This is a genomic window from Natrinema salinisoli (genome assembly GCF_020405205.1).
In the GTDB taxonomy this organism is placed as follows: Archaea; Halobacteriota; Halobacteria; order Halobacteriales; family Natrialbaceae; genus Natrinema; species Natrinema salinisoli.
Genome location: NZ_CP084469.1, coordinates 2,949,797 through 2,972,279, shown reverse-complemented (window position 1 = coordinate 2,972,279; position 22,483 = coordinate 2,949,797). Strand labels below are relative to the sequence as shown.

Annotated in this window: 20 protein-coding genes; 13 read left to right on the top strand and 7 right to left on the bottom strand. The window is 65.9% G+C overall.

Going from position 1 to position 22,483, the window contains the following annotated elements:
- The first annotated feature begins 25 nt into the window (after nt 1-25).
- Nucleotides 26-1,531 (top strand): glycoside hydrolase family 5 protein, encoded by a 1,506-nt coding sequence (locus tag LDB05_RS14655; protein ID WP_226004731.1) that lies wholly within the window; start codon nt 26-28, stop codon nt 1,529-1,531.
- Nucleotides 1,532-1,848: 317 nt separating this feature from the next.
- The gene (locus tag LDB05_RS14650) at nt 1,849-3,327 is read left to right on the top strand and encodes a glycoside hydrolase 5 family protein (protein WP_226004730.1); all 1,479 of its coding nucleotides are present in this window, start codon (nt 1,849-1,851) and stop codon (nt 3,325-3,327) included.
- A gap of 84 nt (nt 3,328-3,411) precedes the next feature.
- Here LDB05_RS14650 and rnz read toward each other — a convergent pair whose 3' ends face one another.
- Nucleotides 3,412-4,338: a ribonuclease Z gene (rnz, locus tag LDB05_RS14645; protein WP_226004729.1), complete on the bottom strand. Its 927-nt coding sequence runs from the start codon at nt 4,336-4,338 to the stop codon at nt 3,412-3,414.
- 301 nt (nt 4,339-4,639) lie between these two features.
- Between rnz and LDB05_RS14640 the strand changes: the two genes are divergently transcribed.
- Nucleotides 4,640-5,761, top strand: coding sequence for a DUF7282 domain-containing protein (locus tag LDB05_RS14640; RefSeq protein WP_226004728.1), 1,122 nt, complete (start codon nt 4,640-4,642; stop codon nt 5,759-5,761).
- A 54-nt stretch (nt 5,762-5,815) separates the two neighbouring features.
- Nucleotides 5,816-6,820 (top strand): AAA family ATPase, encoded by a 1,005-nt coding sequence (locus LDB05_RS14635; RefSeq protein WP_226004727.1) that lies wholly within the window; start codon nt 5,816-5,818, stop codon nt 6,818-6,820.
- A gap of 29 nt (nt 6,821-6,849) precedes the next feature.
- Here LDB05_RS14635 and LDB05_RS14630 read toward each other — a convergent pair whose 3' ends face one another.
- The gene (locus tag LDB05_RS14630; protein ID WP_226004726.1) at nt 6,850-7,365 is read right to left on the bottom strand and encodes a CNNM domain-containing protein; all 516 of its coding nucleotides are present in this window, start codon (nt 7,363-7,365) and stop codon (nt 6,850-6,852) included.
- A gap of 99 nt (nt 7,366-7,464) precedes the next feature.
- On the opposite strand from LDB05_RS14630, the gene LDB05_RS14625 reads away from it, so the two are divergent.
- Both LDB05_RS14625 and LDB05_RS14620 read left to right on the top strand, forming a co-directional pair.
- Nucleotides 7,465-7,902, top strand: coding sequence for an acyl-CoA thioesterase (locus tag LDB05_RS14625; protein WP_226004725.1), 438 nt, complete (start codon nt 7,465-7,467; stop codon nt 7,900-7,902).
- Nucleotides 7,903-7,997: 95 nt separating this feature from the next.
- Complete coding sequence (locus LDB05_RS14620) at nt 7,998-10,244, top strand: carboxylesterase family protein (RefSeq protein ID WP_226004724.1); 2,247 nt, start codon at nt 7,998-8,000, stop codon at nt 10,242-10,244.
- A 152-nt stretch (nt 10,245-10,396) separates the two neighbouring features.
- On the opposite strand, the gene LDB05_RS14615 is transcribed toward LDB05_RS14620, so the two are convergent.
- Nucleotides 10,397-11,491: a TIGR01177 family methyltransferase gene (locus tag LDB05_RS14615; protein ID WP_226004723.1), complete on the bottom strand. Its 1,095-nt coding sequence runs from the start codon at nt 11,489-11,491 to the stop codon at nt 10,397-10,399.
- A 204-nt stretch (nt 11,492-11,695) separates the two neighbouring features.
- Between LDB05_RS14615 and LDB05_RS14610 the strand changes: the two genes are divergently transcribed.
- Nucleotides 11,696-12,256, top strand: coding sequence for a TATA-box-binding protein (locus LDB05_RS14610; RefSeq protein WP_007109921.1), 561 nt, complete (start codon nt 11,696-11,698; stop codon nt 12,254-12,256).
- Between the two features lie 362 nt (nt 12,257-12,618).
- Complete coding sequence (locus LDB05_RS14605) at nt 12,619-13,038, top strand: DUF7344 domain-containing protein (RefSeq protein WP_226007917.1); 420 nt, start codon at nt 12,619-12,621, stop codon at nt 13,036-13,038.
- A 35-nt stretch (nt 13,039-13,073) separates the two neighbouring features.
- Here LDB05_RS14605 and hisG read toward each other — a convergent pair whose 3' ends face one another.
- Nucleotides 13,074-13,934 carry an ATP phosphoribosyltransferase gene (hisG, locus tag LDB05_RS14600; protein WP_226004722.1) on the bottom strand — a complete coding sequence of 287 codons (861 nt, stop codon included), beginning with the start codon at nt 13,932-13,934 and terminating at the stop codon, nt 13,074-13,076.
- 146 nt (nt 13,935-14,080) lie between these two features.
- Here hisG and LDB05_RS14595 point away from each other — a divergent pair, with 146 nt between their 5' ends.
- Together LDB05_RS14595 and merB are read left to right on the top strand one after the other, a co-directional pair.
- Nucleotides 14,081-16,345 (top strand): copper-translocating P-type ATPase, encoded by a 2,265-nt coding sequence (locus LDB05_RS14595; protein WP_425498571.1) that lies wholly within the window; start codon nt 14,081-14,083, stop codon nt 16,343-16,345.
- A 110-nt stretch (nt 16,346-16,455) separates the two neighbouring features.
- The gene (merB, locus tag LDB05_RS14590) at nt 16,456-17,094 is read left to right on the top strand and encodes an organomercurial lyase (protein ID WP_226004721.1); all 639 of its coding nucleotides are present in this window, start codon (nt 16,456-16,458) and stop codon (nt 17,092-17,094) included.
- A 41-nt stretch (nt 17,095-17,135) separates the two neighbouring features.
- Here the strand turns inward: merB and LDB05_RS14585 are convergent, their stop codons facing one another.
- Nucleotides 17,136-17,753, bottom strand: a complete 618-nt coding sequence (locus LDB05_RS14585) for a helix-turn-helix domain-containing protein (protein WP_226004720.1) — start codon at nt 17,751-17,753, stop codon at nt 17,136-17,138.
- 187 nt (nt 17,754-17,940) lie between these two features.
- Here LDB05_RS14585 and LDB05_RS14580 point away from each other — a divergent pair, with 187 nt between their 5' ends.
- Complete coding sequence (locus tag LDB05_RS14580) at nt 17,941-18,894, top strand: ABC transporter ATP-binding protein (protein ID WP_226004719.1); 954 nt, start codon at nt 17,941-17,943, stop codon at nt 18,892-18,894.
- A complete protein-coding gene (locus tag LDB05_RS14575) occupies nt 18,891-19,787 on the top strand; it encodes an ABC transporter permease subunit (protein WP_226004718.1) in 897 nt (298 codons plus the stop codon). The genes LDB05_RS14580 and LDB05_RS14575 overlap by 4 nt, the downstream gene beginning before the upstream one ends.
- Before the next feature lie 84 nt (nt 19,788-19,871).
- On the opposite strand, the gene LDB05_RS14570 is transcribed toward LDB05_RS14575, so the two are convergent.
- The gene (locus LDB05_RS14570; protein ID WP_226004717.1) at nt 19,872-20,240 is read right to left on the bottom strand and encodes an SHOCT domain-containing protein; all 369 of its coding nucleotides are present in this window, start codon (nt 20,238-20,240) and stop codon (nt 19,872-19,874) included.
- A 467-nt stretch (nt 20,241-20,707) separates the two neighbouring features.
- On the opposite strand from LDB05_RS14570, the gene LDB05_RS14565 reads away from it, so the two are divergent.
- A complete protein-coding gene (locus LDB05_RS14565) occupies nt 20,708-22,105 on the top strand; it encodes a permease (RefSeq protein ID WP_226004716.1) in 1,398 nt (465 codons plus the stop codon).
- Nucleotides 22,106-22,204: 99 nt separating this feature from the next.
- On the opposite strand, the gene LDB05_RS14560 is transcribed toward LDB05_RS14565, so the two are convergent.
- A complete protein-coding gene (locus LDB05_RS14560; protein WP_226004715.1) occupies nt 22,205-22,402 on the bottom strand; it encodes a CopZ family metallochaperone in 198 nt (65 codons plus the stop codon).
- Between the last annotated feature and the right edge of the window lie 81 nt (nt 22,403-22,483).

The following is a 22,483-nucleotide window of genomic DNA, read 5'->3' as shown; positions in this document are numbered from 1 at the left end:
CTTCGAACCATGCGTGATAGTAAATATGGTAGATCATAACACTACGGGAGAGAATCGGCAACCAGAACGGGGAGATCGGGGATCGCTCCGACCGACGCGACGGACGTTCGTGAAAGCGGCGGGCGTCGGCGCGGCCGGGCTCGCACTCGGCGGGCTGTCGGGATCGGTAGCGGCCGTGGACAACCCGACGCCGCGACTGGGAACCGACGGCAAGTGGATCGTCACCGAGGACGGGAAGCGAGTGAAACTTCGCGGCCTCTCGCCGGCGTCGCTGGATTACATCGACGCGTCGTGGTTCCCGAAGAGTCAGCGGGAGATCCTCGAGCACGCGACCGACGGGGACCGGTGGCATCCGAACGTCGTCAGGCTCCCGGTCGGGGAGGACGCGGTCCACGAAGAGGGAACGGACTACATCGTGGAGGACCTGTTGCGGCCGGCCGTCGACCTGCTGGCCGACCGGGGGGTCTACGCGATGATCGACTTCCACCTCATTCGACCGTACGTGGAGGCGATGGCCCACGGGGAAGGAATGGTCGACGACGGGTGGGCCGATAGCCTCGACGGCCTCGGGTTCGATCCACACGTCGACACCGACGACCTGTTGACGGAGTTCTGGGGCGCGGTCGCCCCGGCCTTCGCCGACGACGAGAACGTCCTCTTCGAACTGTACAACGAACCGACGCTCCCAGTCACGTGGTCGTCGTACGGGGAGCACGGGCCGGATATTCGGACGCGCGAAGACGAGTGGTTGCTGTGGCGCGATACCGCGCAGTCGTGGGTCGACCTGATTCGGAACGACGCTCCCGAGACGCCGATCGTCATCGGCTCACCCGACTGGACCTCTCGGACCAAGTTCGCCCCCGAGTACCCCTTCGAGGGCGAGAACCTGATCTACGCCGCCCACATCTATCCGGCCCACGGACTCCCCTACGAGACGGTCGAACGGGGGTCGGAAGGCGACACCGAGGAGGTCGGCCCGTTCGATCCGGAGTACGGTGCGCCGGCCGATGACGTCCCAGTGGTCGTCACCGAATTCGGGTGGGATCCCGCCGAGGAATTCGAAGAAAACGTCGATTCCGGCACGACGAGCGACTGGGGAGAACCCGTTCGCGAGTGGATGGAGTCCTACGAGAACATGGGCTGGCTCGCCTGGTGTTTCGACGACACGTGGGCTCCGACCTTCTTCGACTCGCCCGGCGAGGGGGCCGCCGAACCGTGGGAACTGAAAGACGACCCCGAACAGATGGGCTGGTTCGTTCGGGAGTGGCTCGAGGACACGAAAGACGACACGTTCGTCGGCGGCGGCGACTCCGACTGGATCGATCTGGGCGACCACAGGGCCTACGACAGGGACGGCGACGGCCGCTACGAGGACGTCAACGGGGACAACGAGACGACCCACGGGGACGTCAACGCTCTGTTCGAACATCGGAACTCCGAGGGCGTCCAGAACAACCCCGAGAAGTTCGACTTCGACGGCAACGGTCGTTTCGGTTTCTCGGACATCCTCGAGTTGCTCGAGGAGCTCTGAACGGGGTCGCGGGAGGACAGAAAAATTACATATGGCCGAGGAAAACGAATTATTTCCTAATAAAAATACTTGTACAAATACGGGGTAGAGCGAGTGTAGTCGGACCGAGAACGGGAGCCGAGACGGAATCGCCGTTACCGGCTCCCAACTCTCGGCCGGTCCCGGAACGCGGACGACGTGCGAAACCGGATGCCGAACGAGCAACGCGAGCACTGGCGATCGCCAGTCACGGATCGACCACTTACCGATCGCTCGGTACGCGTGCGTGTGTCCGGTGACCCACAGCGACCGCTCGGCGAAGACGAATCCCGATACACATGACCAGGAACGAATCGATTGCGGACGGTCGCACGACTGATCGAACAGCACAGCACACCCGTCGCCGCTTCGTCAAAGCGATCGGCGCCGGTGCGGCGATCGCCTCGACGGGCATCGGCACTGCAGCGGCAGCCGCGGAGCCGATGACCGACCCCGACGACCTCGCGTTCGTCGAGACCGACGGAACCGAGTTCGTCGTCGACGGCGAACCGGTCTACTTCAACGGGGCGAACAACTTCTGGATCACCCACGAATACGAGGGAACCAGGCAACGCATCGACGACGTCCTGGATCTCTACCAGGAGCTGGGGATCGACCTCGTCCGGTTCTGGGCGCACGGCGAGGGGAAAGACGGTCCCCTCGCACTCCAGCCCGAACCCGGCGAGTACAACGAGGAGGCCCTCCAGAACCTCGATTACCTGATCGAAGCGGCCAGGGAGCGGGGCATCAGGCTCATCGCGACGCTCGTGGACAACTGGGACCACGAGGGCGGCATGCTCCAGTACGCCGAGTGGGCCGGGGGCGAGTCGCGCTACGAGTTCTACACGATGGACGAAACCCGGGAGATGTACCGTACCCACGTCGAAACCATCCTCACACGGGAGAACTCGATCAGCGGAATCGAGTGGCGCGAGGATCCCACCATCGCACTCTGGGAACTGGCCAACGAACCGCGCCTCGAGCAGGACGACGTCCCCGACGACATGGACTCCCTCGAGTCGCCCGAACACCGCGAGATCCTCGGGACCTGGTTCGAAGACATGTCGACGTACGTCAACGACCTCGACGGGAATCACCTCGTCTCGACGGGGTCGGAGGGCCACTACTACGGAACCCGGGAGGACGAGTACCCGGACGGCAACTGGGACGGGCAGGACTACGTCGACCACCACTCGATCGAGACGATCGACGCCTGCTCGTTCCACCTGTATCCGGATCACTGGAATTTCCCGCTCGAGGAGGGGGCGGCGTACATCCGGAACCGCGTCGTCGACGCCCACGAGGAGATCGGCAAGCCCGCCTACCTCGGCGAGTTCAACGTCGACGACACCCAGCACGACCTCGAGACGAAAAACGAGACGCTCGCGTCGTGGTACGACGTCGCCGACGAGTACGATTGCAACGCCGTCCTCCCGTGGCAAGTCGTCCTCGAAGAAACCCAGGACCACGACGGGTTCCAGCTCTACGCGAGCGAGTCCGGCCACCTCATCGAGGAGTACGCGGCGATCGTCGACGAGAAGAGCGGCGGGTCCGGCCACGACACGATCTCGGTCGGCGAGTACGAGGCCCGGGATCTCGACGACGACGGTCTGTACGAGGACGTCAACGGGGACAACGAGACGACTCACGGCGACGTCAACGCCCTCTTCGAGCACCGGGATTCGGACGGCGTCCGGAACAACCCCGAGAAGTTCGACTTCGACGGGAACGGCCGTTTCGGCTTCTCGGACATCCTCGAGTTGCTCGAGGAGATCTGAGGTCGGATCGCCATCGAAGCGGATCGGACACGAGTCGTCAGCGCTCCCGGAGCTGTCTCGAACGCCGGCCGAACGGGCGATCGATCAGTCGTCGAGGTACGGAAGTTCGAGTTTCTCACCGTCGTGGGGGACGAACGCCGTTCCCTCGAATACCTCGCGGGCCTCCCGTTCGTGATCGTCGGTGTTGCCAGCGTACCGGGAGGAGAGGTGCATCAGTGCGAGCCGGTCCGCGCCCGCCCGGTTTGCGATTTCGGCGGCCTGTCGAGCCGTCGAGTGAGCCGTGTCGGTCGCTCGATCGGCGCGATCGTCGGCGAAGGTCGCGTCGTGAATCAGCAGGTCCGGGTCGTCGGCGACCTCGATCGTCGCCTCCGCGGGGCGGGTGTCGCCGGTGTACACGATCGAGCGGCCGGGGCGGGGCTCGCCGACCACCTGCTCGGGGTCAACGACGGTGCCGTCCTCGAGTTCGACGGACTCGCCCTCGTGAAGCCGCGAGAACTTGGGACCGACCGGGACGCCGAGTTCTTCGGCGCGCTCGCGGTCGAACCGGCCCTTGCGGTCGTCTTCGACGAGCGCGTAGCCGACCGACCGGGTGTCGTGGTCGGTGTCGAACGCGCGGACCTCGTACTCGTCGGCGCGGTAGGCGACGTCGCCGCCGCCGACCTCGCTGATCCGCACGGGAAACGAGGGCCGGTTCCCGAGCGCGTTCACGAGCGATTTCAGCTGGCCGCGCGTGCCGTGGGGCGTATGGATCGCGAGGGGCTCCTCGCGATCGTTGAAGGCCATCGTCTGGAGCAGGCCCGGAATCCCGAGCACGTGATCGCCGTGGAGGTGCGTGACGAACAGGTGCGAGACCGAAAATCCCGTCCCGAACCGCATCATCTGACGCTGGGTTCCCTCGCCGGCGTCGAACAACAACCCCTCGCCGTCCCGGGCGACGAAGACGCTACTCGGATTCCGCTCGGTCGTCGGAATCGCCCCCGCTGTCCCCAGAAACGTCACGCGCAGTGGCATCGGTACACGCTCCGCGGGCCGCGACTAAACCGGCTTCGGATCGCTCGAGCGTCAATCTCGCTCGTCCCACCAGCCTCAGTACCTGGGAACCGCGGTCGATCGGGGTTAAGTCGGCTACTGATCCCGTCTCGAGCGTTGGAATCTTTTTCCGGCGCAGCGTCAGTTCCAACGACGAACGGGGCGGGTGAACTGTCGTAACTGGCGCCTATTCGGGCAACCCGTCGCGGAACGAGCCACCGTCCTGCGAACGGACGGCGCATTTTACCTTCGTCCGGTACGAAACGACAACCGACGACACCCAATGAGTTCGAGATTGACGTTCGGGACGCTCAAGCGGATCATCGCCATCCTGATCGCGATCGCGGTCGTACTCGCGGCCGGTATCATCGTCGGCCAGGCGCCCGCCATCTTCGGCGTCGAGCAGGATCCCGAGGCCTCGATCACGTTCGAGGATCAACAGGGCGACGGGACCAACGTCACGATTCAGTCCGTCTCCCTGTCGGACGGTGGCTACGTCGTCATCACTGGCAGTGGCGGCGAGACGCTCGCCGTCTCCGACCGCCTCGAATCCGGCAGCCACGAGAACGTCACCGTCGAGCGCGACGACGAGGCGCCCCGCGAACTCGTCGGCCAGCTCACGGCGACGGTCCACCGAGACACCTCGGAGCAGGACGGCTACGCGTACGAGGCGACCGACGGCGAGGAGGATCGCCCTTACCTCGAGGACGGGTTCCCAGTCAGCGACACCGCGACGGTGACGACGAGCGAGGAACCCATCGGAGGCGACTCCTTCGTCGTGGACTCGATCGACGCGCCCGCGAACGCGACGACGAACGAGACCATCGAACTCAGTGCCGAGATTCGCAACCCGACCGAGTTCCAGACCCAACAGGCCATCACGGTTCGCATCGACGGAGCGGTCTTCGAGCGGCAGGTGCTCGAACTCGAAGGCGGCGAATCGCGGACGGTGACGTTCGAGACGGACACGAGCGGTGCAGCGCCCGGAAACCGGACGATCGGCGTCTACACCGACGCTGACGGCGCGGTCGCGCCGATCGAACTCGAGTTCCACACCGATCCGAGCGTCACCGTCGACGACGCAGGCAATGAGAGCGTGACGGTCGCCGCCGCGATCCCCGAGACGGGGTTCGTCGCCGTCGAACGGAACGGCACGGTACTGGGAACGAGCGGCGAACTCGAGCCCGGCGAACACGAGAACGTCACCGTCGATCTCTCGGAGAACGCCTCCGTCGCCGAGGACGACGAACTGACGGCGACGCTCTACGGCGGCGCTCCGGGCGATGTCGATTCCGCGTCGCCGATCGAACACGAGGGCGAGCCGGTCCGAACGACGTTCACGCTCGCGGACGCGGGCGACGGCTCGAGCGACGGCAGTACCGGGAACGAGTCGACCGGCGGATAGCGGACCGATCGATAACCGACCGATTCTTACCCGTACCGGCCCTATCCGCTGGCGATGGACGCGCCGCTGTGGACCGAAACCCACGCCCCGGAGCTGGCCGAGTTGCCACAGGACGACGCTCGCGAGTACTTACAGCGAGCGGTCGAGGAGCCGATCAACCTCCTCCTGCAGGGACCGCCCGGGAGCGGGAAGACCGCGGCGGCGCGCGCACTGGCCCGCGAGGCACACGAGGACCCTGACAACGATTTCGTCGAGATCAACGTCGCCGACTTCTTCGGCCGGACCAAGACCGAGATCAAGAACGATCCCCGCTTCGAGCACTTCCTCGTCGGTCGCTCCTCGATGTCCAAGCGGGACATGATCAACCACGTCCTCAAGGAGTCCGCGAGTTACGCGCCCGTTTCGGGCGGCTACACGACGGTCCTCCTGGACAACGCCGAGGACGTCCGCGAGGACTTCCAGCAGGCCCTGCGCCGGATCATGGAGCAACACCACCGGACGACGCAGTTCATCGTCGCGACGCGCCAGCCCACCAAGCTCATCCCGCCGATCCGCTCGCGGTGTTTCCCCGTCTCCTTCCCCTCGCCGACCAGCGAGGAGATCGTCACCGTCCTCGAGCGAATCGTCGAGGCCGAGGGCGTCGACTACGACGACGACAGCCTCGAGTTCGTCGCGGGCTATGCCAACGGCAACCTCCGGCAGGCGATTCTGGCTGCCCAGACGACCGTCGAGGACGAGGGCGAGCTCACGATGAGCGCGGCCTACGAGACGATCGGCGAGGTCGGTCTGGACGAGGAGATCGAGTCGATGCTCGACGACGCCGAAGCCGGCGAATTTACGGACGCACGGTCGACTCTCGACGACCTGCTCGTCGACGAAGGGTTGGACGGCAACGAGGTGCTCGAGGCGATCCTCCGCATCGCTCGCAAGCGGTATCAGGGCGACCAGCTCGCCGAGATCCACCAGTTGGCCGCGGACATCGATTTCGAGATGCACGAAGGCACGAGCGATCGAGTTCACGTCTCGCATCTGCTGGCGGAACTCGGCCGGGACGCCTGACTGTCCCGGACGACTGGCCGGCTCGTTTTTCAATCGACGTACGGCTTCTCGAGATCGGTCGTCCCGCCGAGGCGGTCGCTGATCCACCCGGTCACGACGTCGAAGACGGTCACCAGCGGCGACAGTGCGCGCTCGACCAGCGAGACCGGTCGGGCGACCCGCATCGCCCACCCCTGGGCATTGCCCAGTCCGTAGGACTTCGGGACGATCTCGCCGAAGACGAGGATGACGACGCTGACGGCCACCGTCGCGGCAGTGACGGCGATGCCGGTCGGCAGGTAGGTGGCGAAGACGACCGTCACGATGCTCGAGAGGGCGACGTTGACGACGTTGTTGCCGACCAGAACCGTCACCAGCAACCGGTGTGGGTCGTCCCGTAACCCCTTGAGCACGCCCGCCCGCGGATCGTCGGTCGCTGCCTGCTCGTCGACCCACGCCATCGGGAGGGTGAAGATCGCGGTTTCCGCGCTCGAGAAGAAGGCGCTACAACACAGCAAGACGACGGTGGCACCGAGTCCGAACCAGGCCAGCGTGAGGTCAACCATGGCCCCCGATTTAGAGACGACCCTCAAGAAGGAACGGGATTCACCGGCCAATATCGTGACGGCACGGGTCGTTTTCCGATCGCCGGACGAAGGGCGGGTATGCCCACGCTTCTCGAGACGCACATCCGGAACCGATTTCGCGTGCAGCCCAACCACGCGAACAACAACGACACGCTCCACGGCGGCAACCTGATGAAGTGGCTCGACGAGGTGAGCGCGATGTCTGCGATGCGCTTCGCCGGCGAGACCTGCGTCACCGCCCGCGTGAACGAACTCGACTTCGAGCGGCCGATTCAGATCGGCGATACGGCCCTCGTCGAGGCCTACGTCTACGACGCCGGCCGGACGAGCGTCCACGTCGCGCTGCGCGCGTGGCGGGAGGAACCCCGCAGCGGCGAGACCGAGAAGACCACCGAGTCCACGTTCACGTTCGTCGCGATCGACGAAAACGGCGAGAAGGTCCCCGTACCCGACCTTTCCGTTGAGTCCGAGGAAGGAGCGCGACTTCGGGATCGCGTCCACGAGTTCGACAGCTAACCCGATCCCCCGTTCTCATCCGCTCGAGGAATGCGAACAGTTCTCTTGGATGGAATTGTCACAATGCCTTTTGTCGGAATCGTGCCAGGGGTGGTATGGGTTATGAACGCACAGCCCCTACCGACCACGAGATCGAGAATGAATCGTCCCGTCGACGCGTGCTCCGCGCCCTCGGTGCGGCCTCCGCCGGCGGCCTACTCGGTGCTGGTACCGGCCCGACGGGCGTTGCCGCCGAGCCCGACGGCTGTCCCGGTGCCGACCACCTCGAGTCGCCGCGACCCGGCCCCGACGTGCTGTACGACGACCCCGTGACGCCGCCGGAACTCGAGCCGACCGACGGCTGGAGCGCGGATCCCCTGCTCGTCTGCGGCCGGACCGCCTACGCCGACGGCGAGTTCCTCGCGCAGGCGTGGCCGTTCGACGACCGCGGGGCGAACAACGAGCGCAGCTATCCGGACGGGGACCGTTACGCGAACAACGCCGCGGATATCCTCGAGGTCCGCGTCCGGTCGACGGCGGACGGGATCGCCTACCGGATCGCACTGAACGCGATGGTCGAGTCCGACGCCGCGATCATCGCTCTCGGGATCGATACCGGGGGCGGCGATCGCACCGACTGGAGACACGGTCTCGGTGACCTGGGCGCCGGCGTCGACCACGTGGTCGCGACCTGGGGTACCGGCGCGACGCTGGACGGCGAACCGCTGCCCGACGACGCGGTCGCGGTCGATCCCGAGCGCAATCAGCTGGAAATCGAGGTGCCCCTCGAGCCCGGCCGGGAGACGTGGCGTCACTACGCGGTGTCCGGGGTTCACGACGGAGACGGTGGATTCTCCCGCGATTCGGGCCCGTTCGACGCGAACGAGCCGCCGGTCTACGACGTCGGGTTCCGGACCGTCGCGGACGAACCGCTCGAGTCGCGCGAGGAGGACCGGGACGCCCTCTCCGAGACGGGGGACTACACGACGCTCCTCTCGGACGGCGAGGGGATGTGGCGTGCAGCGGGACAGGCCGAGGCGCTCTCCGAGCGCGACGTTTCCGCACTCGGTGCCGACGTCGACTTCGGCCGGCTCGCGGACGGCGACGTCGACCGATCGGTCCCGCGAGCGGGCTATCACAACCGGCTCTACGCCTCGCGGTACGATCTCGGGGCGGGGATCGACCTCGAGGAGCCCCGCGAGGTGTACCAGAGCCGGGTGCAACCCTACTCCGTCTACGTACCGGAGAGCTACGAGCCCGGCGAACCGTCGGGGCTTCTGGTGCTGTTGCACTCGCTTGGCCAGAACTACAACCAGTACTCGGCGTCGCCGAACATGCTCGCTCAGCTCGGCGAACAGCGCGACGCGATCGTATTGATGCCCCACGGCCGCGGCCCGGCGGGCTGGTGGAAGAACGAGGCCGAACTGGACCTCTTCGAGGCCTGGGCGGATCTGCGGGCCCGGTACGACATCGATTCGGACCGCGTCTCCGTCAGCGGCTACTCGATGGGAGGCCACGGGACCTACCGCATGGGTTCGCTGTATCCCGATCTGTTCGCGCGCGGCTACGCCGTCGTCGGCCCGGCGGACGAGTCGATCCTCGGCGCGCCGACGGACGGGCTCTACGGCGAGTACTCGAGTTCCTCCGAGAACCCGCAGAATATGATGCGCGTGACTGACAATCTGCGCCACGTCCCGCTGCTCATGTGGGCCGGAATGCTCGACGAACTCGTCCCCTACGCGGGCGTCCGTAACTACCGCGACGACCTCGTCGAGCACGGGTACCGCCACCGGCTCGACTCGTTCCCGGAGGACGACCACTTCTCCTTCTTCGCGAAGGACGAGTGGGGGCCGGGTCGGGACCACCTCGGCGACGCCACCGTCGACCGCCTGCCCGCTCGCGTCACCTACCGCGCCGTCCCCGAGTTCGGCAACGAGACCTACGACATCCGCCACGACGGCGCGTACTGGGTCCACGATATCACGGTCGCCGGCGACGTCGAGGACGGGCTGATCGACGTCCTGTCGCTCGCCGACGGCTACGGCGAGCCCGTCGCCGAGGAGTTCGAAGCGGAATCGACCGAACCGAGAGCCAACACTCGAGAGGGAATCCGCTGGCGGCCGCCGCTCCAGTACCGTCCCGCCGAGAACGCGATCGAACTTGTGGCCGAAGCCGTCACCGCGGCCACGCTGTACGTCGACGACGCCCGGGTCGACACGACCGAACCCCTCGAACTCCGCGTCGAGACGTCCCGCGATCTGACGCTCACGCTGACGAGCGGGGCCGGCGAACGGACGCTCGAGTTCCCCGCGGGCGACTCGAGCCGGACGGTCGCGCTGTGCGAGGAAGGCTCGAGTTCGTAGGGTCGCAGCTGCGAGCGCCACCGCGGCGCGCGGTCGCGGCGAGTCGACGACGAACCACAACTCGGCCGAGGAGGGCGCGGAACCCCTCGCCGCTGCGATCGCAGCGCGTTCTTCGTCTCCGATTCGAGTGAATTCGACTGATTCGAGGACGATTATCGCCGCTCGAGCACCATCACGTACCGCGTTAGCGACTGATGCACCCGGCGCTCGAAGGAGGCCTCGAGCTCCCACCCGGCGGCACGCGCCTCGCCCGCCCACGAGCGATCGGCGACCACGACCGCACGCGGCGCGACCCGATGGGCCTCGGCGAGCGCGCCCGAGACGAGGTCCTCGAGCCGATGCGTGTCGATCTTCGACTGGCGGCCGTAGGGCGCGTCGAAGACGACGCCGTCGACGGCGTCGTCGACCAGCGGGAGCCGCATCGCGTCACCCCGACCGACGTGCCACGACCCCCGCTCGAGGCCGGTCGGAGAGGGCTCGTCCCGCTCGAGGAAGTGCCGCAGGTTCTCCCGCGCCCCACGGGCCATCTTCGCCTGCGCGTCGGTGCCGATTACGTCCGCCCCGACCAGCCCCGCCTCCACGAGCACGCCGCCCGTGCCACACATCGGGTCCAGAACCGTCGCTCCGGCTCGAGCGCCCGCGAGGTTCGCGACCGCGCGGGCGAGCAGGGGATCCATGCTCCCGGGCTGGAAGAACGGTTTGTCCGTCGGGTGGCGCGTCCCGAAATCCCGGACGCTCTCGGCCGCGAGCCAGCCGAGCGCACAGACGGAGACGTGCTCTCCCGCCGGCCTCTCGGGTCCGTCATCCTCGCCCCCGACGCGCTCGAGGGCGTTCCCTCCCGCATCGGCCTCGAAGACTCCCTCCGAAAAGACGACCCGCAGGAGGTGGTCGGGCTCGTCGAGATCGACGGCGAACCCGCGGTCGACCAGGATTTGTCCCAGTTCGCGTTCCGCCCGTTCCGTACGCACGCCGCTCGAGCCGTGGACGTCCGTCGCCCGGACCGCGACCGACCCCTCTCGGTCGATCGACGCGGCCTCGAGGACGGCGCGAGCGCTCGCGAGGTCGGCGTCGCCCCGTCCGAGGAGCTCGCTCGCGCGGTGCGTGTAGGCGAGGCCGCGGACGCGCTCGGGGACGATTCCCCCGGCGACGGCGAGCCCGGGTGCGATTCGGCGGATTCCGGTCGCCGCGCTGGCCGCCTCGCGGGCCGCGAACGCGTCGTCTTCGCCGCCGAGCTCGAGCAGATACACGGCCGATGATCGCTCCGGACCGGCCATGAGCCTACCGCTTTCCGCCGACCGACCGATCGAACGCGGCGGCAAATATCACTCCGTTGACCCGTCGAACAACCGAAAATCGGGTATTCCCGGAATGACCGCCGACCGTATAAACCGGATATATCAGGTGGCGGTACTAACCTTTATAAATCTTAAATACGTCTTTTTAAGCGACTAATGACGGATCCGAAGGATACCATCAACATCGAAAACGTGGTGGCGTCGACCGGTATCGGCCAGGAACTCGACCTTCAGAGCGTCGCAATGGACCTCGAGGGGGCCGACTACGACCCCGAGCAGTTCCCCGGTCTCGTCTACCGAACCCAGAATCCCAAATCCGCCGCCCTGATCTTCCGCTCCGGAAAGATCGTCTGTACCGGCGCGAAGAGCACCGACGACGTCCACGAGAGCCTGCGCATCGTCTTCGACAAGCTCCGCGAACTCCAGATTCAGGTCAACGAGGACCCCGAGATCGTCGTCCAGAACATCGTCACCTCGGCCGATCTGGGCCGGAACCTCAACCTGAACGCGATCGCCATCGGACTGGGACTGGAGAACATCGAGTACGAGCCCGAGCAGTTCCCCGGCCTCGTCTATCGACTCGACGAACCGGAAGTCGTCGCCCTGCTCTTTGGCTCCGGGAAGCTCGTCATCACCGGCGGCAAGAAGCCGGTCGACGCCGAACACGCCGTCGACAAGATCGTCTCCCGGCTCGAGGACCTGGGCCTGCTCGAGTAACGCCGTTAGCGGTCGGTCGCCGCGACCGACTCGAGCGATGCCGCGCCACCAGCGTGCCGTCCGGTCGCAGAGGCGTCGTTGGAACGCGACCGGTCGCCTGCTTTTGTCGCTCCGGAATCGGTTCGATCCGACCGTCATCGGAGCGTAGCCGTCGGTAATCCCGTGTTACCGCTCTAGAGTACCGACGTGTCCGTCGAACGGCCGCCAGTTCCGGTCCCAGTTCGTCCCACTCTATTCCGTTCCACCGGATTGGCGACCGTTTAATCCCGTGCGAGCAGGTCTGACTCGACTGAATCGAGCCTGATTCGATGAAACGACCGTTCGCGTTTATCCGGCATCCAACCCCTGACTCTCACGTGCCCATGACGATCCACCCAGATCGAACGACGGCCGGTTCGGATCGGTTCCACCTCGGTAGCGACGGCGCGATGGGACGTCGCCCGCTCCCGCGAGAGACGGTCCGCCACGTGGTCGACAGCGACCGTCGACGCGAGGTGATCCGCTGCGTACTCGCCGCGGACGATCCGATCGCATTGCAAACGCTGGTCGGACGACTCGCCGACGCCGAACACGATCCGACGGTTGGGACGACGATCCACCAACTCCGCCAGCGCATCCACACCTCGCTGCGTGAAACCCACCTTCCTCTCCTCGAAGAACACGATATCGTCCGCTACGATCGGGTGCGGAACCTCGTCGCGTCGGCGGCGAACTGTGCCGCGTTCGAGTCACTCCTGGAGTTCGAATCGCTCGAGCGACCGATCGCCGCCCGGCTCGAGTAAGCTCCGCGTCGAGTAATCCCTCCTTTCGGCCGCGATCACTCGACCAGTCGCTCGATTTCGGTGACCAGAATATCGCTCGCGCCGGCTCCCTTGACCTCGGTGATCGTCTCGAAGACGTCCCGTTCGTTGACGACGGCGTGGACGGCGACCATCGCCCCGTCCTCCTCGTCGTCTGCGATGTCCATGATCGTCGGCCCGCCGAGTCCCGGAATCACGTCGCGCACGTCCTCGAGTCGGTCCCGGGGAACGTTCATCATCAGGTAGCGCTTCCCCTCGGCGCTCTTCACGGAGGAGAGCGCAGTTCGGACTTCGCCGACTTTCGGCTCGTCGAGGACGTCGTCCCGACCGAAGAGCCGGACCGAACTCGAGAGCACGTCCTCGACGACGGCCAGTCGGTTCATCTTCAGCGTGGTCCCGGTGCTCGTGATGTCGACGATCGCGTCGGCCATCTCGACGTGGGGCGTGAGCTCGGTCGCGCCCGAAACCTCGACGATGTCGGGCTCGACGCCGGTGTCCGCGAAGAAGTCCGCGGTGATGTTCGGGAACTCGGTGGCGACGGTCTTGCCCGCGAGATCCTCGATACCGTCGATATCGCCGTCTTCGGGTGCTGCTAGAACGAGCCGGCACCGGCCGAACTCGAGGTCGAGCAGTTCCGAAACGTTGTCGACTCTCGCCTCCTGCACCTGGTCAAACCCCGTGATCCCGAGATCGGCCGCGCCGTCGGCGACGTACTCCGGGATGTCGGCCGCGCGGGCGAACAGCACTGTCACGTCGGGATCGACGGTATCCGCGTAGAGCTTTCGGTCGGCACCGTTCTCGAGGTGGAGCCCCGCCCGCTCTAAGAGGTCGATCGTCGGCTCGTGCAGGCGGCCCTTGTTGGGAACGGCGATTCGCATATGGACAGTCTTCGGTATCGGCGGGGAATTGTCTTTTCATCCCGGCGAACGGTTGCCTCGAGTCGTCCGAATTCGATGCTCACTCGGGAGTGGCCTGCCTCACTATCTTGGTGTTCGATGGCGTATCGTCCGACAAGAACCGACCGATGGAGGACCACGACCGCCGAAGCGAAGACGATCAGGGGCCAGCGGATACCGGAGGCGACGGTGACCGGTCGGACCGGGTCGAGGAGTCGCTACTCGAGGACGAGGCCGCCGACGCCGAGCGGGGACGCGACGAGATCCGCGACCGGCAGGAGCACGGCGGAGACCAGGCCGAAGCGGACGCTCAGGATCACGGCGGCCACGAGGCCGGCGGTGACCACGATCACGGCGGCGACCACGGCGACGGCGGCATGCACGCCGGTCACGAGACGATGTTTCGGCGACGGTTTTTCGTCTCGACGCTGCTCTCGATCCCCGTCCTCCTCTACAGCGAGACGCTTCAGGAGTGGCTCGGCTTTTCGGTGCCGGCGTTCCCCGGCAGCGAGTGGATCAATCCCGTCTTCGCGGTGATCGTCTTCGCCTACGGTGGCGTTCCATTCCTCCGAATGGCCGCCCCGGAACTGCGCGATCGGACGCCGGGGATGATGACGCTCATCTCGATGGCGATCACCGTCGCGTTCGTCTACAGCCTCGCGAGCGTCGTCTTCCCCACCCAGTCGGCGTTCTTCTGGGAACTCGTCACGCTGATCGACATCATGCTGCTCGGCCACTGGATCGAGATGCGAAGCGTCCGCCGGGCCTCGAGCGCGCTCGACGAACTGGCCCAGCTCATGCCGGACACGGCCGAGCGGATCACCGACGAGGGCGAGACGGAGGAGGTTCCGGCGAGCGAACTCGAGGAGGGGAACCTCGTCCTCGTCCGACCGGGCGCGAGCGTGCCCGCCGACGGCGTCCTCGAGGAGGGCGAGTCGGACGTCGACGAGTCGATGATCACCGGCGAGTCGACGCCCGTCGGGAAGGAGCCCGGCGACGAGGTGATCGGCGGGACGGTAAACGGCGACGGCAGCCTCCGGGTTCGAATCAGCGCGACGGGCGAGGAGACGACGCTGGCGGGGATCATGCGCCTCGTCGAGGAGGCACAGGAGAGCAAGTCCCAGACGCAAATGCTGGCCGACCGGGCTGCGGGATGGCTGTTCTACGTCGCCCTCGGCGCGGCCGTCGTCACGGCCGTCGCGTGGACGATCGCGACGGGGTTCGAGTCGACGGTGATCGAACGGGTCGTCACCGTCCTCGTCATCGCCTGTCCGCACGCGCTCGGGCTGGCGATTCCGCTCGTCGTCGCGATCAACACCTCGCTGGCGGCCCGAAACGGGATGCTCGTCCGGGATCGGATCGCGATGGAGCAGGCTCGCACCCTCGATACCGTCGTCTTCGACAAGACCGGAACGCTCACCGAGGGCGAGCAGGGCGTGGTCGATATCGCGACCGTCGACGGCGTCTCCGAGGAGGACGCCCTGCGACTCGCCGCGACCGTCGAAGGCGACTCCGAACACATGATCGCTCGAGCGGTTCGCGAAGCGGCCGAGGAGCGCGGCGTCTCGAGGGGATCCGCCACGGAGTTCGAGGCGCTGAAAGGGCGCGGGGTTCGCGCGACAGTGGACGGTGAACGGATCCACGTCGGCGGCCCGAACCTGCTCTCGGAACTCGAGGGTGACGTGCCCGCGGACCTCGAGCGCTTCGCCGATCGGGCCGGCGAGAACGCCCGGACTGTGGTCTACCTGATCCGCGATGGCGAACCCGTCGCCGCCTTCGCCCTGGCGGACGTGATCCGCGAGGAGAGCTACCGCGTCGTCGACGCGCTCCACGAACTCGGGCTCGAGGTGGCGATGCTGACCGGCGATTCGGAAGACGTGGCCCGCGCGGTCGCGGCCGACCTCGGGATCGATACGGTCTTCGCGGAGGTGCTGCCCGAGGACAAGGACGAGAAGATCACGGAGCTCCAGGAGCAGGGCAAGTCGGTCGCGATGGTCGGCGACGGGGTTAACGACGCCCCGGCGCTCACGCGAGCCGACATCGGCATCGCGATCGGCAGCGGGACGGACGTCGCGGTCCAGTCGGCGGATATCATCCTCGTCCAGAACAACCCGATGGACGTCGTTCGACTCGTGAAACTGAGCCGGGCGAGCTACCGGAAGATGAAGCAGAACCTCGTCTGGGCCGCGGGGTACAACGTCTTCGCGCTCCCGCTCGCTGCGGGCGTCCTCGCTCCGATCGGGATCCTCCTCTCGCCGGCCGTCGGCGCGCTGCTCATGTCGCTCAGTACGGTGATCGTCGCGATCAACGCGCAGTTCCTCCGGCGCGTGGATCTCTCCGTGCCGAGCCTCCCGGGGGTCTCCGCACCGAAGGAACCGCGGCCGGCGGACTAATTCGCTTATCGGGTCGTTCTGATCGTCCCGCGCGATCACCCGCGGACACGTAAACGGTCCCAGCACGTTGGGAGTCACGGCAATGGCCTCGGCGGGTCTTCTACTGCAGTATGACGGACAACCCGTGTCCCCGCGACAGTCCCGCCGACGACCGGGAGCACGACCTCGAACCAATGTCCGATCGCTGGATCCCCGAGTCGCAGCCTCTCGAGGCACCGCTCCCTGACGATGTCCGAGCCGCGCTGGGACGACTCCTCGGCGGGGGGTCGGTCGAGACGCTGGACGAGTGGGTCACCGCGGTCCGTCGTCGAACCGGCGGTGGACCGATCACAGTCGACGATCTGTGCCACGCCGGAGAGGAGACGGCTCACTGGGGCGAGATCGAGGGAGAGCGATACCACTTCCGGTGTTTCTACGACGCGGTGATACTGTCGGCGCTCACGGAAACGCCGGTCACGATTCGAACGGAGAGTCCGGACGGAATGGTGATCGAAGCGCGATCCGTGGGGACCGCCGAGCTGACAGTCTCGCCCGACGAGGCAGTGTTTTCGTTCGGCGTCGACGAGACCGTCGCACCGCCAGCGGACGGCGAGCCGTCACGCGCGGACATCTACGCCGCAGTCTGCCCGTCCGTCAGGGCCTTCCCGGACCTCGAGGCGTACGAACGGTGGGCGGCGACCGTCCCGGTGGCAACCGTCGCGATGCCGCTCGCGGGTGCCACGGATCTAGCGGCCGAACTCGTCGCGTGAACGACGACGGAGAGAGCTATCCGGTCGCGATTCGCACCGGTTCACAGGTACTGTCCCAACAGGTTCCGCTCGGCCCGCTGGAGATGCTCGGCGACCGTCGACGGATCGACGTCGAGTTCGGCGGCGACGTCTTCGGTCGTCACCGTTCGCGGCACCTCGTAGTACCCCATCTCGTAGGCGGTCCGGACCATCTCCCGTTGGCGGTCGGTCAGTTGGTCCAGCGGCTGATCGCGGCCGTCGTACGCCCCGAATTTCCGCAGCTCCGGCGAAACGCCCGCGCTTTCGTACTCGTCGAGGGTTTCGGCGATCGCCTCCTGCGATCCGACCAGGGAGAGCGTGGTACCCCGATCGGTCACGTCGGGTTCGCAGGTTCCGACCAGCTCGTCCGCCCGCTCCCCGAGGCTCTCGGGGAGGCCCGGTGCAGTAAACGCGATTACGTATCGGTAGTCGTCGGCCGACTCCCCGATCTGCTCCCACCAGTCGACGCACTCGAGGCCGGCCAGCCGGCCCTCGTCGATCGCTCTCTCGACCGCAACCTGGACGATCCCGCCGGTCCCGTGACACGCGAGTTCCTCGAACCCCAGAACCCCCGCTTCGCGAGCGAGCGTAACGAGTTCCGCGATCCCCATCCGATCGAACGCGGGGTCGCTGAGTGACACGTGGGCTTCTCGCATCTTTTCGACTGAGACCAGACCGGCATCGAATAAAGTGTTATCCACCGGTCACTTGGCCGACTACTCTCCACAGGTACCGAACTGCCGTTCGATGGGTGCTCGAGCGGGTACATAAACCGTCCCAGTATACTCGGAGAACGGGCCTTGCGTGCTGCCCCGGTATGGGCGGGTGATGCCTGCAATCCAGACGGACGATCTGACCAAACGCTTCGACGACGTCGCGGCCGTCGACGGCCTCGACCTGCACGTCGAAGACGGCGACGTGTTCGGCTTCCTCGGACCGAACGGTGCCGGCAAATCCACGACCATCGACATGCTGTTGGATTACGTGCGCCCGACGGCTGGAACCGCGACGGTACTCGGCATGGACGCACACGAGGAATCGGAGGCGCTCCGTGAGCGAATCGGCGTCTTTCCGGACGGAATCAGCCTTTACGACCGGTTGACTGGTCGCCGCCACCTCGAATTCGCGATCGAGTGGGCGGATGCGGCCGACGATCCGGACGCGATACTCGACCGCGTCGGACTGGACGAACGCGACGCGGCCCGTTCGGTCGGCGACTACTCAACGGGCATGCAACAGCGGCTCGCGCTGGGAATGGCGCTGGTCGGCGACCCCGACCTGCTCGTCCTCGACGAGCCGTCCTCGGGGCTCGACCCGAACGGTATTCGCCGAATGCGGGAGCTAGTCCGCGAGGAGGCCGCGAACGGGACGACGGTGTTCTTTTCGAGCCACGTTCTCGGCCAGGTCGAGGCGGTCTGTGACCGCGTCGGGATCCTGTCCGAGGGCGAGCTAGTGGCCGTCGACACCGTCGAGGGGTTGCGGCGAACGGTCGGGACTGGGTCAGAACTACGTCTTCGCGTGACCGGCGACGTGGACCTCGACGTGGCCGCCATCGACGGCGTCGAGTCGGTGCGGCTGGCGGACGGTATCCTCCGGGTCGCGTGTTCGGACCCGCGTGCAAAAGCGCGGGTCGTTACCCGGCTGACGAACGCCGGTATCGAAATCCTCGACGTCGACTCCGAGGAGGCGTCACTCGAGGACGTATTCACGGCCTACACGACCGATTCGAACGGTTTCGAATCCGAAACGGACGAAACTGCCGTCACGGAGGTACCAGCATGACGGCCACCTGGACGGACGTCGCGCGGAAGGACTTCGAGGACGCCGTCCGCTCGCGGCTCCTGTGGGGGCTCATCTTCGTGTTCGTCGCCTTTCTGGTGATGTCACTGCTCTCGGCCGAGCAGCTCTTTCCGGAGCCCGTGACCGTCGACGCTGCGATGGCGCTTTCGGGCGTCGCGATGCTCGCGCAGCTGTTCGTCCCGGGCATCGCACTGGTCGCCGGCTACATGGCCGTGGTCGGCGAGCGGCGATCCGGGAGCCTGCGAGTGTTACTGAGCTATCCGTTTTCCAGGGGTGACGTCGTGGTCGGAAAGCTCGCTGGTCGACTGCTCGTCACCGGCACGGCGCTGACTATCGGGTTCGCCGTGGCCAGCGTGCTCGTCCTCGGACTGTACGGCGTCCCTGACGCGGTGACGTTCGTCGGGTTCGTGGCGACCGGCGTTCTGCTCGGATTGACGTTCACGGCCCTCGCGGTCGGCGGATCGGCCGCCGCGTCGACCCAAGGACGGGCGCGGACCCTCACTATCGGATCGTTCGTGGGGATGGTGTTCTTCTGGAAGCCGGTCGTCGTCGGCATCTACTACGCGGTCACCGGCTCGTTGCCGGGGATTCGGGTCGAGCCGTGGTACGTCCTCCTGAAGCGACTCAACCCCCTCGAGGCCTACCGCGTCCTCGCCGGTGCCGTCCTCGACCAGCGGGTAGACGGAGTCCCGGAATTCCCACTCGAGGACGTTCCCGCGAGCGCGCCGCCCGAAACGCTCGAACTTTCCAACCGGCTCGCAGGAGATGTCCCGTTCTACCTCGCGGACTGGTTCTCCGTGCTCGTGTTGCTCGCGTGGGGGCTCGTTCCCGTCGTCGTGGGCTACTGGCGGTTCGAGGACGCGGATCTCGGGTAACGAAGACTCGTCGTCGATCGATTCGAGACTGCGCGTCGATCGATGCCGGTTACCGTCGTACTGAACACGGGCCGGTTCCGGTCTTCACCTGTCCCGCTCGAGCGTGTTTCGCCGCTGTTCGTACTCATCGTCGTCCAACTCGCCGCGGGCGTACGCGAGGCGAAGCTCCTCGAGCGCTCGATCGGCGTCGTCCGATCCGGTCATCGCTCGATAGAGGAGGTATCCGGCCCCGACAATGAGAGCGACGAACAGGAGCTGCATCAGGACGGCCACGAGGGGCATCCAGCCGGGGACCGTTCCGCCATCCCACGCTCCGTGCCCCCACATTCCGCCCATCATCGGGCCGAACCCCATCAGTCCAAAGCCCATGAAGAGCATCGGCAGAACCACGAGGGCGCCGAGGGTAACGAGGACGATCGTGACGAGTCGCGTATCGCGTGTGTCCGTTGCCATATGAGTTCACCAGTGACGGATCGGTCCGTCTCTATCTCTAGAGACGGTCTCCCTACTCAATGCGATTCCCCCTTCGAATCCAATGTTCGGATCGGATCAGTCTTCGATATTCATCGTTCAGTATCGCTCGACCGTCGATTTATCGAATCAGCGTTTTCGTGGGACCAGCACTGCCTGACAGCGGTCTCGAGGCGCTGTCGCCTTCGATTGCAGCCACGTGCCGACGATCGATGGCTCTCTCGAGAATCCCGTGAGGAACGCTTGGATACCGATGAGTAGCGTCCGTGCCACTGACCCGGGTCACACACTGATCGCAACGACACCGTGCGCTCGGGTGTGCAGTGACCAAGTTGCTCCGACAGCCAAAGCGATATTCGTCATTCACTTTCGAATACGTCGTTCAGTGGGTTCGAATCATTACGTTTCGAAGAACAACTGCAATAGCCGATCCGTCCGACGTAGTACGTATGGAGGGGACACTCATCGAGGGGGTGCTCGAGTCGCTCCGAATCGGCGTCGGGTTCCTCTGGACAGCAGCGTGGGCGATCATCATGGGGCTCGCCATCACGAGTCTCGTTCAGGTGTACGTCTCGAAGGAGCGAATGGCCAGGGTTCTGGGTGAGAACGACGTCTCGAGTCTCGCGAAGGCGACGGCGTTCGGCGCGGCGAGCAGCGGCTGTAGCTTCGGGGCCGTCGCCATCGGCAAGGGACTGTTCGCGAAGGGCGCGCACGCGGTGAATTTCCTCGCGTTCATGTTCGCTTCGACGAACCTCATCGTCGAACTCGGACTGATGATCCTGATACTGCTGGGCTGGGAGTTCCTCGTCGCGGAACTCCTCGGCGGGCTCGTCCTCATCGCGATCATGGCCGTCATCGTCCGCGTGACGCTCCCGGAGACGCTGTTCGAGGAGGTTCGCACGGAACTCGAGCGTCAGGATCGCGACCGCGGCGATATGACGGACCCGACCTGCGGCATGGAGGGGACGGACGAGCACGCCATCGTGACTGACGGCGGCGAGACGCTGAAATTCTGCTCGGAGGGCTGTCTGGAGACCTACCGGCAGCAGACGGCGAGCAGCGGCGAGTGGCACGACGAACTCCGCTCCTGGGGCGGCTGGTACAAACTCGGCAACCAGTACCGCAAGGAGTGGTCGATGATCTGGACGGACGTCGTCGCGGGGTTTCTCATCTCGGGATTCGTCATCGTCTTCGTCCCGCAGTGGGTCTGGAACGCGCTGTTCCTCGAGGGCGATGGCCTGCTCGTGACCGCCGAGAATGCGGTCATGGGCGTCGCGATCGCCGTCATCAGCTTCGTCGGAAGCATGGGAAACGTCCCCTTCGCGGTCGCCCTCTGGGGTGGTGGGGTCAGCTTCGCCGGCGTCATCGCGTTCGTCTACGCCGATCTCATCACGATTCCGGTGTTGAACGTCTACCGGAAGTACTACGGCTGGTCGGTCATGCTGTACATCCTCGGCGTCTTCTTCGTGACGATGGCGTTCACCGGCTTTCTCATGGAACTGCTGTTCGACGCGCTCGGAATCGTCCCGAACCTGGCCGGCGGCGAGACGGCGACCGAGCGGCAGTACTTCGAGGTGAACTATACCTTCTACCTCAACCTCGTCGCGTTCGCTCTCTCCGGGTTCCTCCTGTACGTGTACCGTCGCGGCCTCGGTGCCCCCGGCCAGTACCGTGATCCGGTCTGTGGGATGCGGACCGATGACGACGGCCCGACGGCGACGCACGATGGCGAGACCTATCACTTCTGCTCGAGCACCTGCAAGCGGACGTTCGAGGACGCGCCGGACGACTTCGCGGAGCACCCGCCACGAATTTCGGACGCTGACTCGTCGCACGACCATCACTGACGCCGCTGCCAATTTATCGCTGAAAACGGGGACTCCGACGGATCAGGGCGCGGATCTCGGGTGCGGCGAATAGAACGGGTCGAAACGCGCGGCGCTCGATCACGCGCTTGCGTCGTAGCCGGCGTCGTCGACCGCGGTAACGAGCGTCTGCGTGTCCACGTCTCCGTCGACGGTGGCTCGTTCCGCCTCGCGATCGACGTCGGCCGACTCGACGCCAGCGACGCCCTCGAGTGCCTCCTCGACGGTCTGCTCGCAGTGTTCACAGGACATTCCTTCGACTGTAATGGTCTGACTCATACGAAACCATAGGGGCGGCTCTTCTTTGTGCGTTACTGCTTTCGATGCTAGGGCTACGACGGAAGATACTTTGTGTTCTAA